13 protein-coding genes are annotated in these 13,245 nt (G+C 50.4%); 11 read left to right on the top strand and 2 right to left on the bottom strand.

The window, feature by feature from the left end; genetic code table 11:
• The first annotated feature begins 1,063 nt into the window (after nucleotides 1-1,063).
• Nucleotides 1,064-3,523, top strand: a complete 2,460-nt coding sequence (gene plsB, locus QWF21_RS15035; RefSeq protein WP_330088860.1) for a glycerol-3-phosphate 1-O-acyltransferase PlsB — start codon at nucleotides 1,064-1,066, stop codon at nucleotides 3,521-3,523.
• On the opposite strand, the gene tesB is transcribed toward plsB, so the two are convergent.
• Complete coding sequence (gene tesB, locus QWF21_RS15030; RefSeq protein ID WP_330088859.1) at nucleotides 3,520-4,398, bottom strand: acyl-CoA thioesterase II; 879 nt, start codon at nucleotides 4,396-4,398, stop codon at nucleotides 3,520-3,522. The two genes, plsB and tesB, sit on opposite strands and share 4 nt — an antisense overlap.
• A 79-nt stretch (nucleotides 4,399-4,477) precedes the next feature.
• Here tesB and QWF21_RS15025 point away from each other — a divergent pair, with 79 nt between their 5' ends.
• Together QWF21_RS15025 and QWF21_RS15020 are read left to right on the top strand one after the other, a co-directional pair.
• Complete coding sequence (locus QWF21_RS15025; protein WP_330088858.1) at nucleotides 4,478-4,939, top strand: EVE domain-containing protein; 462 nt, start codon at nucleotides 4,478-4,480, stop codon at nucleotides 4,937-4,939.
• A gap of 52 nt (nucleotides 4,940-4,991) precedes the next feature.
• A complete protein-coding gene (locus tag QWF21_RS15020; RefSeq protein WP_330088857.1) occupies nucleotides 4,992-5,231 on the top strand; it encodes a hypothetical protein in 240 nt (79 codons plus the stop codon).
• Nucleotides 5,232-5,268: 37 nt separating this feature from the next.
• Here the strand turns inward: QWF21_RS15020 and QWF21_RS15015 are convergent, their stop codons facing one another.
• Nucleotides 5,269-7,008: a DUF885 domain-containing protein gene (locus tag QWF21_RS15015; protein WP_330088856.1), complete on the bottom strand. Its 1,740-nt coding sequence runs from the start codon at nucleotides 7,006-7,008 to the stop codon at nucleotides 5,269-5,271.
• A 310-nt stretch (nucleotides 7,009-7,318) separates the two neighbouring features.
• On the opposite strand from QWF21_RS15015, the gene QWF21_RS15010 reads away from it, so the two are divergent.
• From QWF21_RS15010 to QWF21_RS14975, 8 genes are all read left to right on the top strand, one after another.
• The gene (locus QWF21_RS15010; protein WP_330088855.1) at nucleotides 7,319-8,341 is read left to right on the top strand and encodes a GGDEF domain-containing protein; all 1,023 of its coding nucleotides are present in this window, start codon (nucleotides 7,319-7,321) and stop codon (nucleotides 8,339-8,341) included.
• A 78-nt stretch (nucleotides 8,342-8,419) separates the two neighbouring features.
• The gene (gene ubiE / locus QWF21_RS15005; protein ID WP_330088854.1) at nucleotides 8,420-9,175 is read left to right on the top strand and encodes a bifunctional demethylmenaquinone methyltransferase/2-methoxy-6-polyprenyl-1,4-benzoquinol methylase UbiE; all 756 of its coding nucleotides are present in this window, start codon (nucleotides 8,420-8,422) and stop codon (nucleotides 9,173-9,175) included.
• Nucleotides 9,175-9,780: a ubiquinone biosynthesis accessory factor UbiJ gene (locus tag QWF21_RS15000; RefSeq protein ID WP_330088853.1), complete on the top strand. Its 606-nt coding sequence runs from the start codon at nucleotides 9,175-9,177 to the stop codon at nucleotides 9,778-9,780. The genes ubiE and QWF21_RS15000 overlap by 1 nt, the downstream gene beginning before the upstream one ends.
• Before the next feature lie 3 nt (nucleotides 9,781-9,783).
• The gene (ubiB, locus tag QWF21_RS14995; protein WP_330088852.1) at nucleotides 9,784-11,412 is read left to right on the top strand and encodes a ubiquinone biosynthesis regulatory protein kinase UbiB; all 1,629 of its coding nucleotides are present in this window, start codon (nucleotides 9,784-9,786) and stop codon (nucleotides 11,410-11,412) included.
• A gap of 34 nt (nucleotides 11,413-11,446) precedes the next feature.
• Nucleotides 11,447-11,683, top strand: coding sequence for a Sec-independent protein translocase subunit TatA (gene tatA / locus QWF21_RS14990; protein ID WP_330088851.1), 237 nt, complete (start codon nucleotides 11,447-11,449; stop codon nucleotides 11,681-11,683).
• Nucleotides 11,684-12,016 (top strand): Sec-independent protein translocase protein TatB, encoded by a 333-nt coding sequence (gene tatB / locus QWF21_RS14985; RefSeq protein ID WP_330088850.1) that lies wholly within the window; start codon nucleotides 11,684-11,686, stop codon nucleotides 12,014-12,016.
• Entirely contained in the window at nucleotides 11,994-12,749 is a 756-nt protein-coding gene (gene tatC, locus QWF21_RS14980) for a twin-arginine translocase subunit TatC (RefSeq protein WP_330088849.1), read from the top strand. Before tatB ends, tatC begins: the two co-directional genes overlap by 23 nt.
• Nucleotides 12,739-13,242, top strand: a complete 504-nt coding sequence (locus QWF21_RS14975; RefSeq protein ID WP_330088848.1) for a hypothetical protein — start codon at nucleotides 12,739-12,741, stop codon at nucleotides 13,240-13,242. The genes tatC and QWF21_RS14975 overlap by 11 nt, the downstream gene beginning before the upstream one ends.
• The last annotated feature ends 3 nt before the right edge of the window (nucleotides 13,243-13,245 follow it).

Below are 13,245 nucleotides of genomic sequence, written 5' to 3'. Positions count from 1 at the left end.
TACAAACTATATGCAGTTTAAATTTCGAACCCGTCTTAATCTTTTCAACTTTTAAAAACCAACAAATTATTGCTTTAGGGTAATCAGCATTTCTCTTGATATATCCTTGTTCACCAACAACCCCTGAGTGCTTCTATAAAAATTTATTATTATAACGGGTTTGCTGATCACATATTTATTGCATTGAATTTTTCTAGTTGAAAAATCTAGCAATTTTCCCCTTTGCCGTTCCCCCAAGTCATTAGTCACAACAAAAAAATTGATTCGGAAGGAACATCATGATTTTCTGTTATCAGGTCTATCCCCAAACAAACCTGCCAATGACACGCTAAGAATGTACGAGCCATCTTGACCAAGATCGCTTCGTTTGTCACACCTAAAATTCATGCAATCATATAAAAAGCTATGACTGATTGCTTTTACAGCCTGACAAATGGCGGCTCTGCACTGTTACCAGCATTGGTGACGGCATTGATACCGCACCCTACGAATAAATATCTGAGGTATCCCAACAAATGTCATCGCTAAATCCAAAATTTAGGCGAAAAGGGAACATTTTTGGCCGTTCACGATCTGATCTTTCGGCTTAAAAAATATACCACTAACAGCCATGAATGTGAAAACTATGCCCGTTCTTGTTCTCTCTTTTGTCACCCCTGACAGGATGCATAAGACCAGATTTTAATCACTACTTTCAGCAACGCTAAGCTTGCTGCAGCATCAGGGCTGTACGGTTACAGCAATTGGCCGGGCATTGTCAGCGATACGTGCGAAAAACGCAGCATCAAACGGGCAGACTTGCTGCTCAGCAACAACTAGCTCCAGCCCGATCCCTTTATTAAGGCGCCGCTTAATATGCAAAACTACAACCGCTACAGCTATGTGCTGAATAACCCGATGAGTTGTACCGAGTGATCCCTACGAACTTAATACCAATTAAAAAGATCTATTACCCATACATGAATAACTGAACCAGCAATCAAACCTCAAGCTCTGCTCATCTACTGCCAGCCAAGGGTTCTACTATGCTAAAATAATCCTTTTACCATCACGGAAACTCGATATGCTGCTGCGCTTGCAATGGCTTGCTGCTTTGTTGAAATGGCCACTGCGCCCTTTGGTTCGCTTTAAACTGCTGCCGGCCGATCCGATTGCCGATTTGCAGCTGGATACAAACCGGCCAATTTTTTATATTTGCCACACCGAATCGGCCAGTGATCTGGCTACCCTGCGTCGGGTCTGTCAACAGCTGCAATTGCCTGATCCCCTTAGCACGGTGAAGCTGGGTTCTAAGCGTCATGCTCGCATTTTGTTTTTGGAGAAACCGCATCAGTTGCTGGGTGGTCGCCGCCAAACCACCGCCTTACAACAAGGACTGGCCTTGCTAGAAGCCCACCAACAGCAAGACGAGTTGAATGCCCAGCTGATCCCGGCTGCCATTCTATGGGGTCGTACTCCAGGCAAAGAAAACAGCATCAAATGGCTGCTCGGTGAGGCCCATTCACCCAACTGGCTGGCAAAACTTTTAATCGTTCTGATTTCCGGCCGCCATACTTTGATCCGCTTTAGTCCACCGGTTCAGTTGCAACAGATGGCAGCACAATTTGGTGCTAACCCGGTGGTAGCGCGCAAGCTGTTGCGGATGTCACGCATTCACTTTTACCGGCAGCGGCTGGCAGCCACCGGCCCACGGTTGATGAGCCGCACACAACTGCAACACGCCATTCTGGCGCAACCAGCGGTGAAAAAGGCCATTGCCGATGAAGTGAAAACCCGTCAGATAACAACCGAAAAAGCCAGACAACATGCCCGTAAGTTACTGCTGGAAATTGCCGCTGATTACCGTGAATCAACCCTCAGGGTGGGCGACAGAGTCCTGAGCTGGTTATGGCACAAGCTTTATCATGGCCTGAAGATTCATCATAGCAAGCAGTTGCAGGAGCTGGCGCAAAAAGGCCATGAAATTGTCTATGTGCCTTGCCATCGCAGTCATATGGATTACCTGCTGCTGAGCTATGTTATTTATCATCAAGGCTTAGTACCACCGCATATTGCGGCCGGTGTGAATCTGAACTTTTGGCCAGCCGGCCCTATCTTTCGCCGTGGTGGCGCTTTTTTTATCCGGCGCAGTTTTAGCGGCGATAAGCTCTACTCCACCGTATTTCGTGAGTACCTAAGCCAATTGTTTAACAAAGGGTACGCGGTAAAGTTTTACCCGGAAGGTGGCCGTAGCAGAACAGGCCGGTTGCTGACCCCAAAAACCGGCATGCTGGCCATGACGGTGCAAACCCTGCTGCAAGGCACCGATCGGCCTATCACGCTAGTGCCGGTGTATCTGGGTTACGAACATGTGATGGAAGTGAATACCTACCTGAGCGAACTAAAAGGTTCAGCCAAACAAAAAGAGTCGGTATTTGGTGTCTTTAAAGCCATTCGTAAACTGCGTAATTACGGCTTTGGCTACATCAACTTCGCTGAGCCGATTTCATTAAATACTTATCTCTCCGAGCGGGTACCCGACTGGAAGCGCCTGCGCGAATACAGCACTGTGCCTAAACCTGCCTGGTTAGGAAGCGTGGTGGATGAGCTGGCGGCCGACATTATGGTGCACATCAACCAGTCTGCAGCCTTGAATGCTATCAATCTGATTGCCTTGGTACTGCTGGCTACCCGCCATAAAGCCTTGGCTCGCTCTGAACTGGAGCAGCAATTAGAGCTTTATATCCGGCTGCAGCAATGCTTACCCTACCATAGCCGCATCAGCCTGCCAGAGCACAGTGCTGCCGACATGATCGAGCACGCCCTTGCCCTTGGCAAAATTCAGCAAAGCAGTGATCATTTTGGTCAGATCATCACGCTGGAGCCGGAGCAGGCGATCTTGTTAAGTTACTTCCGTAACAACATCATTCACTTATTTATTTTGCCTGCCATACTGGCATCGGCTCTGCTGCGACAACGGGATCTGAGTGGGCAACAACTAGCCGAGACCATGGCATTGCTTTACCCTTTGCTGGCTACCGAGCTCTACCTGAAAACAGAACACAGTGCTTTATCCGACCCATTGCTCGATTTTATGGCAAAAGCCGGCTTGATTGAGCAACCCGAGCAAGGACCCAGGCCTGTACCACAGCAAGACGCCGGCTATCGCCAACTCGGCCTGCTGGCAGGCATCGCCACAGATACCTTGCAACGTTATGCCATTGTGCTGAACCTGTTGCAACAAAGCTCAGGCTGGCAGCGTGCGCAGCTGGAACAACAAAGCCAGGCCTTGGCCGGCAGGCTACTAACCCTGCACGGCATCACAGCACCGGAGTATCTGGATAAACAGTTATTTGCCACCTTAATGAAGGCACTGCGTAAAGCGCAGCACCTGCAGATTGCCGATGATGGCAGCTTGCACGGCACCAACAGCCTGCGCCTGCTGACCGACACCGTCAATGCCATGCTGCATTCGGATGTGTTGCAAAGCATTCAGCGTCTGGTGCATAGCTGTGCCAACGGGCAGTGTCAGCCAGCCCTTTAGGCTGGCTTTGCAGTAACCGGATACTGACGAATCACTCCTTCCTGCATGGTCGAAGCCACCAGACGGCCGGCACGGTCATAGAACTGGCCGCGCACCAGCCCCCGGCCACCCGAGGCGCTTGGGCTATCCACCGCATACAGCAGCCAGTCGTCAAAGCGAAAATCCTGATGAAACCACATGGCATGATCAATGGTGGCTACCTGCATATTCGGCGCCATAAAGGAATGACCATGCGGTTGCAGCGCCGTAGGCAGGAAGTTAAAGTCCGATGCATAAGCCAGCAAGTACTTGTGTATCCGCAAGTCGTCCGGCATGGTGCCATTGGCTTTGAACCAGACATAGCGCTTAGGGGCACTGTGCTTAGGCTCGAACGGGTTCTGAAAATCAACCGGGCGCATTTCAATCGGTTTTTCACAAATAAACTTGCTGCGAAGCGCAGCAGGAATTTTATCAGCATGTTGCTGGTAAAAGTCCAAATCCGATACCAGCTCATCGGGTCCCGGTACTTCCGGCATTGTATCCTGATGCTCGAAACCACTCTCCTCGCGCTGGAAAGAGGCTGTCAGGTAAAAAATAGCCTTGCCAAACTGAATAGCCCGCACCCGACGCGTGCTAAAGCTTTTGCCATCACGGATATTCTCCACTTCGTAGACGATGGGCTTGCTGGCATCACCCGGCCGCAAGAAATAGGAATGAAACGAGTGCACTTTGCGATCTTCTTCGATGGTTGCCTTGGCTGCCGACAAGGCCTGACCCATCACCTGGCCACCAAATACGGCTTTAAAACCCAAATCCTGGCTCTGCCCACGATAGAGCCCTAGCTCGATGGGTTCCAGCTTCAGTAACGACAACAACTTATCCAATACCTGACTCATAGCAACCTGCATTTTGCTTTAACAACCTGAACTATGGCGCTAGTATAGCAATAAATTCCAAGACGGAAGCATTCACCTGATGGCATATTGGCTCTTTAAAACCGAACCGGAAGAACTCAGTATTGACGATTTGGCGGCAGAGCCAGCACGTAGTTTTGTCTGGGATGGTGTGCGCAACTATCAGGCCCGCAACTTTTTGCGCGACCAGGTGCAACTCAATGATTTGGTATTTATTTATCATTCCAGTTGCCAGCCCCCCGGCATAGCGGGTATTGCCCGTATCAGCCGAGCTGCCTATCCGGATCCTGCCCAGTTTGAGCCAACCAGTCCGTACTTTGATGCCAAAGCCAAACCTGAAGCTCCACGCTGGATAGCAGTGGATGTTCAGTTCACACAAAAGTTTGCCCGGTTTGTGCCACTCGACAAGTTGAAAAAAAGCAGTACACTGATTGAGATGCCATTGGTCCGAAAAGGCAACCGTTTATCGGTCATGCCAGTGACAGCAGCGCAGTGGCAGTTTATTGTTAGCCTGACGACTTAGTCCAATCAGGACTGTAACTTTTCGACGCAACTGGAAAATAAGGTGTTCAATCATGCAGACTGCTCTTATTGAAAGGCGCCAGTCGAACAGGGAAACGCAGCAAATCTGGGACGAACTTAATCTGGCCCAAAAATTCTCGGTCGCCGAATTACAGCGGTACGGTTACCAACTTGCTTTTGTCCGGCACTCCACCACCGGTAATCTGGCCGTACTGTTGGCCGGCAATCGGATCGCCGCCATCGATCAGGACGGCGAAATTGATACTGAGCCGAAAATTACCGTGCGGCATTAAAAAAACAGCAGCCTGAGCTGCTGTTTTTTTATGTGCGTCAGTTCTGACGCTTTTCTGCGATGTACTGATGAATTTGTTGCTCCAGTACCTGCAGTGGCACACTGCCATTTTTCAGCACCTGATGGTGAAATTCACGTACATCAAAGCCGGCACCCAGTGCTTGCTCTGCTTCCTGACGCAAACGGCGAATGGTCAACTCACCCAGCTTGTAGGACAGCGCCTGACCAGGCCAACTGATGTAGCGATCAATTTCCGTCACCACATTGTGCATCGACAAAGCGCTGTTGCTGGCCAAAAAGTCGATCGCCTCTTGCCGGCTCCAGCCTTTGGCATGCAAGCCGGTATCCACCACTAAGCGCACCGCCCGCCACATTTCAAAGGACAGCCGGCCAAAGTTGTCGTATGGGTTTTGGTAAAAGCCCATCTCCAGACCAAGGTACTCCGCATACAGGCCCCAACCCTCACCAAATGCAGAGGTGTAAAAGCTTCGGCGGTAATCCGGCAACTGCGCCATTTCCTGCGATAGTGCAATTTGCAAATGATGGCCTGGAACTGCTTCATGCAGTGTCAGGGCTTCCATTTCATACAAAGGCCGGCGATTGAGCGCATAGGTATTGACCCAGTAGTAACCGGCATCCCGATCAGTATTAGCACTTAAATAACGACCTGTGGTGTATTTGGGTGCAATCTCATCTGGTACCGGTGCTACGCCGTATGGGGTTCTGGGCAACGTCTCACGCAGAAAAAACCGGGGCAAGGCAGCATCGGCTTTCTTCGACAGGTAAGCCGCATAATGCATTAGTTGCTGCGGGCTTTCGGCGTAGAATTTTGGATCGGTCCGTAAATAATTTACAAAATCGGCAAAACTTCCTTCAAAACCCAGAGAATCGATTACCTGCTGCATTTCAGCCCGGATACGAGCCACCTCGTCCAGACCGATCTGATGAATTTCTGCCGGTGTCAGCTGCAAAGTAGTGTAATGTTCTAACCGGTTTTGATAGTACGCATGGCCATCGGGCAGTTCACTGGCACCGATGCTTTGACGGGCATTGGGATAATACTCGCCCACAAAAAAGTCATAAAACGCTTGATAACTCGGATTCACCGCTTGCTTGATCAATACTTTGGCGCGCTCGGTCAGTTGCTGCCAGTCGGCATTAGCAATCCCTTCTGGCTGACGCCGGAATGGCGTATAAAACACATTGTCTTCTGCGCGCTCGGTCACATAGGCAATGATACTTTGTTCAAAACCACCGAGTACCTGTTGTGGCTGTGTCATGCCATCGGCCAGGCCCTGCCGCATCCAATCCATTTGCTGCTGAAAATACCGCGGCATCTGCTCTAGCTGACTCAGATAATTCTCGAAATCACTGTGCTGACGGAACCCACCCCGCTGCGCCATAAACGCCAGGCTATTGTGAAAACCAGACTCTGCAGTTAACGGCATGCGGTGAGCACCAAAGCGATACTGATCGTAGCTATTGGCCAACCGGTAGCGCAAAATGGCATGATTGATCTGATTTTGCTCAGACAAGGCCGATACATCCATTGCATCCAGCTGCGCCAGCCAGTCCTGCCGCTCGGCAGCCATCGCAGCCAGGTGGCTGGCAGATAGATCAGCCAGCGAACCAGCCACCGGTCTGCTGCGTTGCTGTTCCGCTTGCCATAACTCGGTAGCAAAAGTATCGAAAGTGGTATCCTGAAGTACAGGAATGGATGACGGGCTGGCACAGCCAAGCAGCATACAAGTAGCCGCACCCAAAATCATAAATCGCATGGTGTTCCCTCAACGTCGGTGTTGTTGCCAAATTCTAACCCGACTGTTACAGAAGTCCAGCAGCTACTAACGCTTCCACCGGTCCGTTAAACGCATTTCAACTGCCTTTAGCAATGACTGCTCACCGGCTTCGGAAGATTCCGGACTGAGCGTTAAAAAAAACTTGGCGAACGCAGCTGAAGCCGTTATGTTATAGGAAATTACAAGCGATACGTATTGCTTTGCCTGGCAAAACAACAGATCGCCTGGTTCTTGCTCTATCGAAGCAGAACTGGGTTTCATCAAGTATCCAAACGGAGTTCACCTTGTCATGATGTATAATGACCCGGTTGCCCTGGCGCGCGAAAAATCGTCTCAGGCAGCGGCTTTCCTGTTAAGGCACAATTTAGCGCCGCACCCGGTCAACTATACCGTCAGCTACGAATACAGCAGTGGTCAAAATGCTGGCTTGTGTCAGGCCATTGAGCAACGTGTTTCAGCTAAACTGCATTTTGATGACTTCATAATGGCTGAGTTTTACAGTCACTGGATTGAAAAATCCCCGCAACAGAACGAGCAACTGGTGCAGCGGGTAAGTGGTATGGTCAGTCGGCTGTCTGGTTGCACCAATCAGGCTCAGGAAGCGGCCAGCGATTATCTGGAACTGCTTGATCATCATCTGCCGGAATTAAGCAGCCAGGACCCAGCCCTTAAGTTAAATATGCTTCAGCTTATTGAAGCGACAGAAAAAATACGACTCAGTCACAAGCAGCTTTATCAACAACTGGATCATGCCAGTCAACAAAGCCAACAGCTACGCACTGAACTAAAGAAAATGAAGCAACAACGGTTGCTTGACCCCCTTACCGGCCTGTACAACCGATTGGCCATGCAAGAGCATCTGGAGCTTTGGCTTAGTGAGCAACCAGAACGACACATTGCAGCCATTGCTGTTGATCTGGATCATTTCCGCCAGTTTAACCGGGATTATGGCGATACCATCGGTGATGTCATTCTGAGTAAGGTGGCACGCAAAGTACGCAGCTATGTGCAAGACAGTGGTTTGCCGGTACGAGCAGGTGGGGAAGAGTTTTTAATTTTGCTACCGGATGTCGATTTACGTACGGCCAGTGAAATTGCTGAACAGGTACGAAAAGGGGTCGAAAAGCTGCGCTTTGTCTCGTCACGCAACAAGAAAACGCTGCCCAAAATCACTATTTCACTGGGAGTGTCCTTGTTTCAGGCAAAAGAGAACTGGCAACAGTTCCTGGCTCGCACCAACCAGATAGTGCAGTTGGCAAAACACCGGGGCCGTAACCAGGTCGCAACCGAGGTCATGCTGCAAACGATTTAAGCATCGCTGCCGGATCCGTTGGCGTCTTAGGGCCAGATCTTTTACACTAGCGGCTGAATTGATTTGCAAGGTTCTGACATGTCTGACCGCACTCCTAAAACCACTCATTTTGGCTACAAAACCGTGGCAGAAGACGACAAGGTCTCTTTAGTTGCCAATGTGTTTCATTCAGTAGCCGCCAAGTACGATGTCATGAATGATATGATGTCCTTTGGCATTCACCGGCTCTGGAAACGCTTTACCATTGATTGCAGCGCCGTTCGGCCTGGCCAGAAAGTGCTGGATTTGGCCGGCGGCACAGGGGACTTAACCGCCCTGTTTTCCAAGCGGGTTGGCCCCAGCGGCAAAGTGATATTGGCCGATATCAATGCCTCGATGCTGGCAGTAGGCCGCGATAAACTGCGTGATCAAGGGCTGGTCGATAACATCGACTATGTGCAAGCCAATGCTGAAGCCCTGCCTTTTGCCGATAACAGTTTTGATATTATTACTATTGCCTTTGGCTTACGTAATGTTACCAATAAAGATGCAGCCCTGGCGTCAATGTTCCGGGTACTGAAGCCAGGTGGTCGTTTGCTGGTGCTGGAATTTTCCAAACCACAGTCCGAGCTGCTGAATAAAGCCTACGACTTTTATTCGTTCAATCTGTTGCCAAAAATGGGCCAACTGATTGCTGGCGATGCCGATAGTTATCAGTATCTGGCAGAGTCTATTCGCATGCATCCGGATCAGGACACCCTGCAACAGATGATGGAGCAAGCTGGCTTTGCTGAAGTCAGTTATCATAACCTGACAGGTGGCATTGTTGCACTGCACCGGGGTTACAAGTTCTGATGCTGCGTTTAGGGCCACAACTGCTGTGCACTTTGGCTGAAAAAGCATTGGCTGAAATCATTGCAATGGATCCAGCAGCCATCACAAAGTTGCACCGGCTGGCAGGCCGCCAATTGGCCTTCCAATTGGCCGAGTTCGACTGGCGCCTGGTGCTCACAGCCACCCGGCAAACTATCCTGCTGAATCTGCACGCAGAGCCTGTGGACTGTAGCATTCAAGCCGATTTGGTCAGCCTGCAGCAATTGCGCGATCCGAACCAGCTGACTCATTTAATCAAGCAAGAGGCCGTGCAGATTGAAGGTGACATCCAGGTAGCGCAACAATTCAGCAGCTTCTTTCAACAATTGCAACCCGATTGGGAGGCCAAAGCGGCCAGCTATCTTGGCGATGGCCTGACCCACAAATTGCAGCGACTGCTACAGCAACTCATTGCCTTGATTGGCGCCAAAAGTCGTGAGTTACAGCAAATGAGCCGTGAGCTGGTGCAAGATGAACTGCAACTGACACCCAGCAACTATGAACTTGAACAATTCAGTGCAGAGGTCAGCCAGTTGCATGCCAGGCTGGAGCAACTGCAATATCAACTGAAACAATGGCAGGAGTAACCGATGCGTATCGGTCGGTTTTATCAGATCCAAAAAACTTTATTGCAATACGGACTGGATGAGCTGGTTCCCAGTAAGCATCGTCCCTGGTATCTGCGCTTGCTTCGTAAAAGTGCGTTTTGGCTACGCAATCAGCACCCGGATGAGCCTCAGGGCGTTCGACTTCGGCTTGCCTTGCAAAGTCTGGGCCCTGTTTGGATCAAACTGGGACAGATGCTATCAACCCGTCGGGACTTGCTACCCGCCGATTGGGCCAATGAACTGGCTAAGCTACAGGATAAAGTAGCCCCCTTTCCTGGTGAACAAGCCCAGCAGTTGATTGAGCAGGCAATGGGCCTGCACGCCATTAACGACAAGTTCAGTGCCTTCTCATTGCAACCGCTGGCATCCGCTTCCATCGCACAAGTACATGCGGCCACCTTGAAGCAAGTGGATGGCCCTGATGCCGATGTGGTGATCAAAGTTATCCGCCCAGGCATACGCAGGCAAATCCTGGCGGATCTGTCCTTGATGGAAACAGCAGCCGAAGCTGCAGCACGTTTTTTGCCGGATGGTAAACGTTTCCGCCCTCGTGAAGTGGTCGCCGAATACCGCAAGACCATTCTGGATGAGCTGGATTTGCAACGCGAAGCAGCCAATGCCATTCAGTTGCGACGCAATTTTATGGACTCCGACTCGCTGTATATCCCCTATGTCTACAGCGATGACTGCCGAAGCAATGTGATGGTGATGGAGCGCATTTATGGCATTCCGGTCTCCGACATCACAGCCCTCGAGGCCCAGGGCACCGATATGGAACTACTGGCCAAACGTGGTGTGGAGGTGTTCTTTACCCAGGTATTTCGCGACAGCTTTTTCCATGCGGATATGCATCCTGGCAATATCTTTGTCTCACGAGACCACCCGGAGAACCCAAAATACATTGGCATCGATTGCGGCATCGTTGGTACTTTAAACAGTGAAGACAAACGCTATCTGGCAGAAAATTTTGTTGCCTTCTTTAACCGGGATTACCGCAAAGTAGCTCAATTGCATCTGGACTCTGGCTGGGTGCCAGCTGACACCAATGTGGAAGAATTCGAAAGTGCCATCCGTACCGTCTGTGAGCCTATCTTTCAAAAGCCTCTGGCGGATATTTCGTTTGGTCATGTTCTGCTTAACCTCTTTAGTACAGCCCGGCGCTTTAATATGCAGGTACAACCACAGTTGGTATTGTTGCAAAAAACACTGTTGTACATTGAAGGCTTAGGCCGCCAGCTGTACCCACAGCTCGATTTATGGAAAACCGCCAAACCCTTCTTAGAGAACTGGTTACAGCAGCAGATAGGCCTGCCGGCGCTGTGGCGGCAAATTAAGGACAATGCCCCCTTTTGGGCTGAAAAGCTGCCGCAGATGCCCAGCTTATTGCATCGAGCCCTGGAACAGTTGCCAAGACAACAACAAGCTCTCAACGAGTTGGTCGCACAGCAACTCTTGCAGCGCCAGCAGCAGCACCGCCGTTTGCTGGCAACCATTGCTGCCGGCTCGCTGTTGATTGCCAGCTGCATTCTGCTTAGCTCGGGCAGCTTGCTCGCAACCGCATTAACCGCAACTGGTGCTTTATTTTTTGCTGCGAAAGCAGTATGGTCGTAACCTGAATTGAATACTGTGGTTTAAGGGCATTGATATGGGATTTGGTGGCATTAGTATCTGGCAATTATTGATTGTCCTGGCAATCATTGTGTTGCTGTTTGGTACCAAGAAATTACGTGGGATTGGCTCGGATTTGGGTTCCGCTGTCAAAGGGTTTCGTAACTCCGTAAAAGATGATGAAACACCTAAAGAGGATCCGGAGCAGCTGAGTAAACCTACGGAGCGTGAACAGGCTGACGCCACGAAAACCAAAGAGCGCGAAAAGCACTAAATGGGCTTCTGGGAACTGCTTGTTATTGCTGTTGTCGCCTTGTTGGTACTGGGCCCTGAGCGCTTGCCCGGAGCGATTCGCTCCGTCAGTCGTACCATCAACTCGGTGAAGCACTTTGGTCAGCAAATGCAAGCAGAGCTGAACGACAACCTGCGGGTCCATGAGCTGCATCAGAAACTAAAGCAGGCCGAGCAAAAAGGCTTTCTTGATTTAACCGATGATGAAAAAGCGGCTGTTGCTGAATTAAAGCAGGCTGCTGCCGATGTCAACAAAGCCAGCACGGCACCGAAAGAGAATACAACAGAGCATCATGACGACTCACGCCGAACCTGACAGTTTGTTGGGGCACCTGGTCGAACTGCGCAACCGATTATTGCGCTGCATTATTGCCGTATTGCTGGTTTTTGCCAGTCTGGCGTATTTTGCTGCCGATCTCTATGAGCTGCTGGCGATGCCTTTGATTGCCACCATGCCAGAAGGTAGCAGCATGATTGCAACCGACGTGGCTTCGCCTTTTTTCGCGCCCTTTAAGCTCACCTTTATGGTCGCCATTGCGCTGGCCATTCCGTATATCTTGTTTCAACTCTGGCAGTTTATTGCCCCGGCACTCTATCAGCAGGAGCGGCGATTGGTCGCACCTTTGGTGATATCCAGTACCCTGTTGTTTTATGGGGGTATTGCTTTTGCCTACTATGTGGTCTTTCCCATAGTATTTGCTTTTTTCAGCAGTTATGCCCCTGAGAGCATCACCATCGCTACCGATATCAGCAGCTACCTGAATTTTGTACTGAAGCTATTTTTTGCTTTTGGTATCGCTTTTGAGATACCGGTGGTGATTTTACTGCTTATTTGGTCTGGTACCACTACCCCCCAGGCGCTGGCTGCCAAACGCCCTTACATTGTTGTTGCGGCATTTATTGCCGGTATGCTGTTAACACCTCCGGATGTAATTTCACAAACATTACTGGCTATCCCTATGTGGATTTTATTCGAGTGTGGCTTACTGCTAGGTCGGTTCTACCAGCCCAAAGCCGAGTCAGACCAGGAGATCAACGATGAACGCTAAACAGCTCATGTTCCTGCTTGTTGCCCTTGCGCCACTATCCATTCCAGCCCAAGCTGCAGAATTAACCTTGCGTCAGGCTTTAGCCCAATGCCAGCAACAGCAGGATACCGCCTCACGCCTGCATTGCTATGATCAGTTGGCAAGCACGGCACAGCAGCCAGAGCAAAACACCACCAGGCAGTTTGCAGAGAACCCGCAGGGCGCCAACCTGCCTGAAACAACAAAAGCCTACGAGGCAGAGTTTGGCAGACAAACCCAACGGCCGGAAGAACAACTTGAGCGAATTTATGCGACAGTCACCGCAGTACGGCAGGATGCCCGCGGACATCGAGTGATCAGCTTCGATAACGGCCAGGTCTGGCGGCAGAACTCAGTGGAACATTACCCGGTGGAAGAAGGCCAGGTCCACTTCATTCGTCGTGCCGCCTTAGGCTCGTTTATGCTGGGCAATGATAATAACAACCGTACCACGCGTGTGCGCAGGGTCAATTAAGCC

It is taken from the genome of Alkalimonas mucilaginosa, from assembly GCF_036327005.1.
Taxonomy (GTDB): Bacteria; Pseudomonadota; Gammaproteobacteria; order Enterobacterales; family Alteromonadaceae; genus Alkalimonas; species Alkalimonas mucilaginosa.
Note: the sequence above shows the minus strand (reverse complement) of the source record. Positions and strands in the feature narration are given on the sequence as shown.

Excerpts from the sequence above, each read along its gene's own strand:
- plsB (WP_330088860.1), top strand. The coding sequence starts at position 1,064 with ATGCTGCTGCGCTTGCAATGGCTTGCTGCTTTGTTGAAATGGCCACTG.
- tesB (WP_330088859.1), bottom strand. The coding sequence starts at position 4,398 with ATGAGTCAGGTATTGGATAAGTTGTTGTCGTTACTGAAGCTGGAACCC.
- QWF21_RS15025 (WP_330088858.1), top strand. The coding sequence starts at position 4,478 with ATGGCATATTGGCTCTTTAAAACCGAACCGGAAGAACTCAGTATTGAC.
- QWF21_RS15020 (WP_330088857.1), top strand. The coding sequence starts at position 4,992 with ATGCAGACTGCTCTTATTGAAAGGCGCCAGTCGAACAGGGAAACGCAG.
- QWF21_RS15015 (WP_330088856.1), bottom strand. The coding sequence starts at position 7,008 with ATGCGATTTATGATTTTGGGTGCGGCTACTTGTATGCTGCTTGGCTGT.
- QWF21_RS15010 (WP_330088855.1), top strand. The coding sequence starts at position 7,319 with ATGATGTATAATGACCCGGTTGCCCTGGCGCGCGAAAAATCGTCTCAG.
- ubiE (WP_330088854.1), top strand. The coding sequence starts at position 8,420 with ATGTCTGACCGCACTCCTAAAACCACTCATTTTGGCTACAAAACCGTG.
- QWF21_RS15000 (WP_330088853.1), top strand. The coding sequence starts at position 9,175 with ATGCTGCGTTTAGGGCCACAACTGCTGTGCACTTTGGCTGAAAAAGCA.
- ubiB (WP_330088852.1), top strand. The coding sequence starts at position 9,784 with ATGCGTATCGGTCGGTTTTATCAGATCCAAAAAACTTTATTGCAATAC.
- tatA (WP_330088851.1), top strand. The coding sequence starts at position 11,447 with ATGGGATTTGGTGGCATTAGTATCTGGCAATTATTGATTGTCCTGGCA.
- tatB (WP_330088850.1), top strand. The coding sequence starts at position 11,684 with ATGGGCTTCTGGGAACTGCTTGTTATTGCTGTTGTCGCCTTGTTGGTA.
- tatC (WP_330088849.1), top strand. The coding sequence starts at position 11,994 with ATGACGACTCACGCCGAACCTGACAGTTTGTTGGGGCACCTGGTCGAA.
- QWF21_RS14975 (WP_330088848.1), top strand. The coding sequence starts at position 12,739 with ATGAACGCTAAACAGCTCATGTTCCTGCTTGTTGCCCTTGCGCCACTA.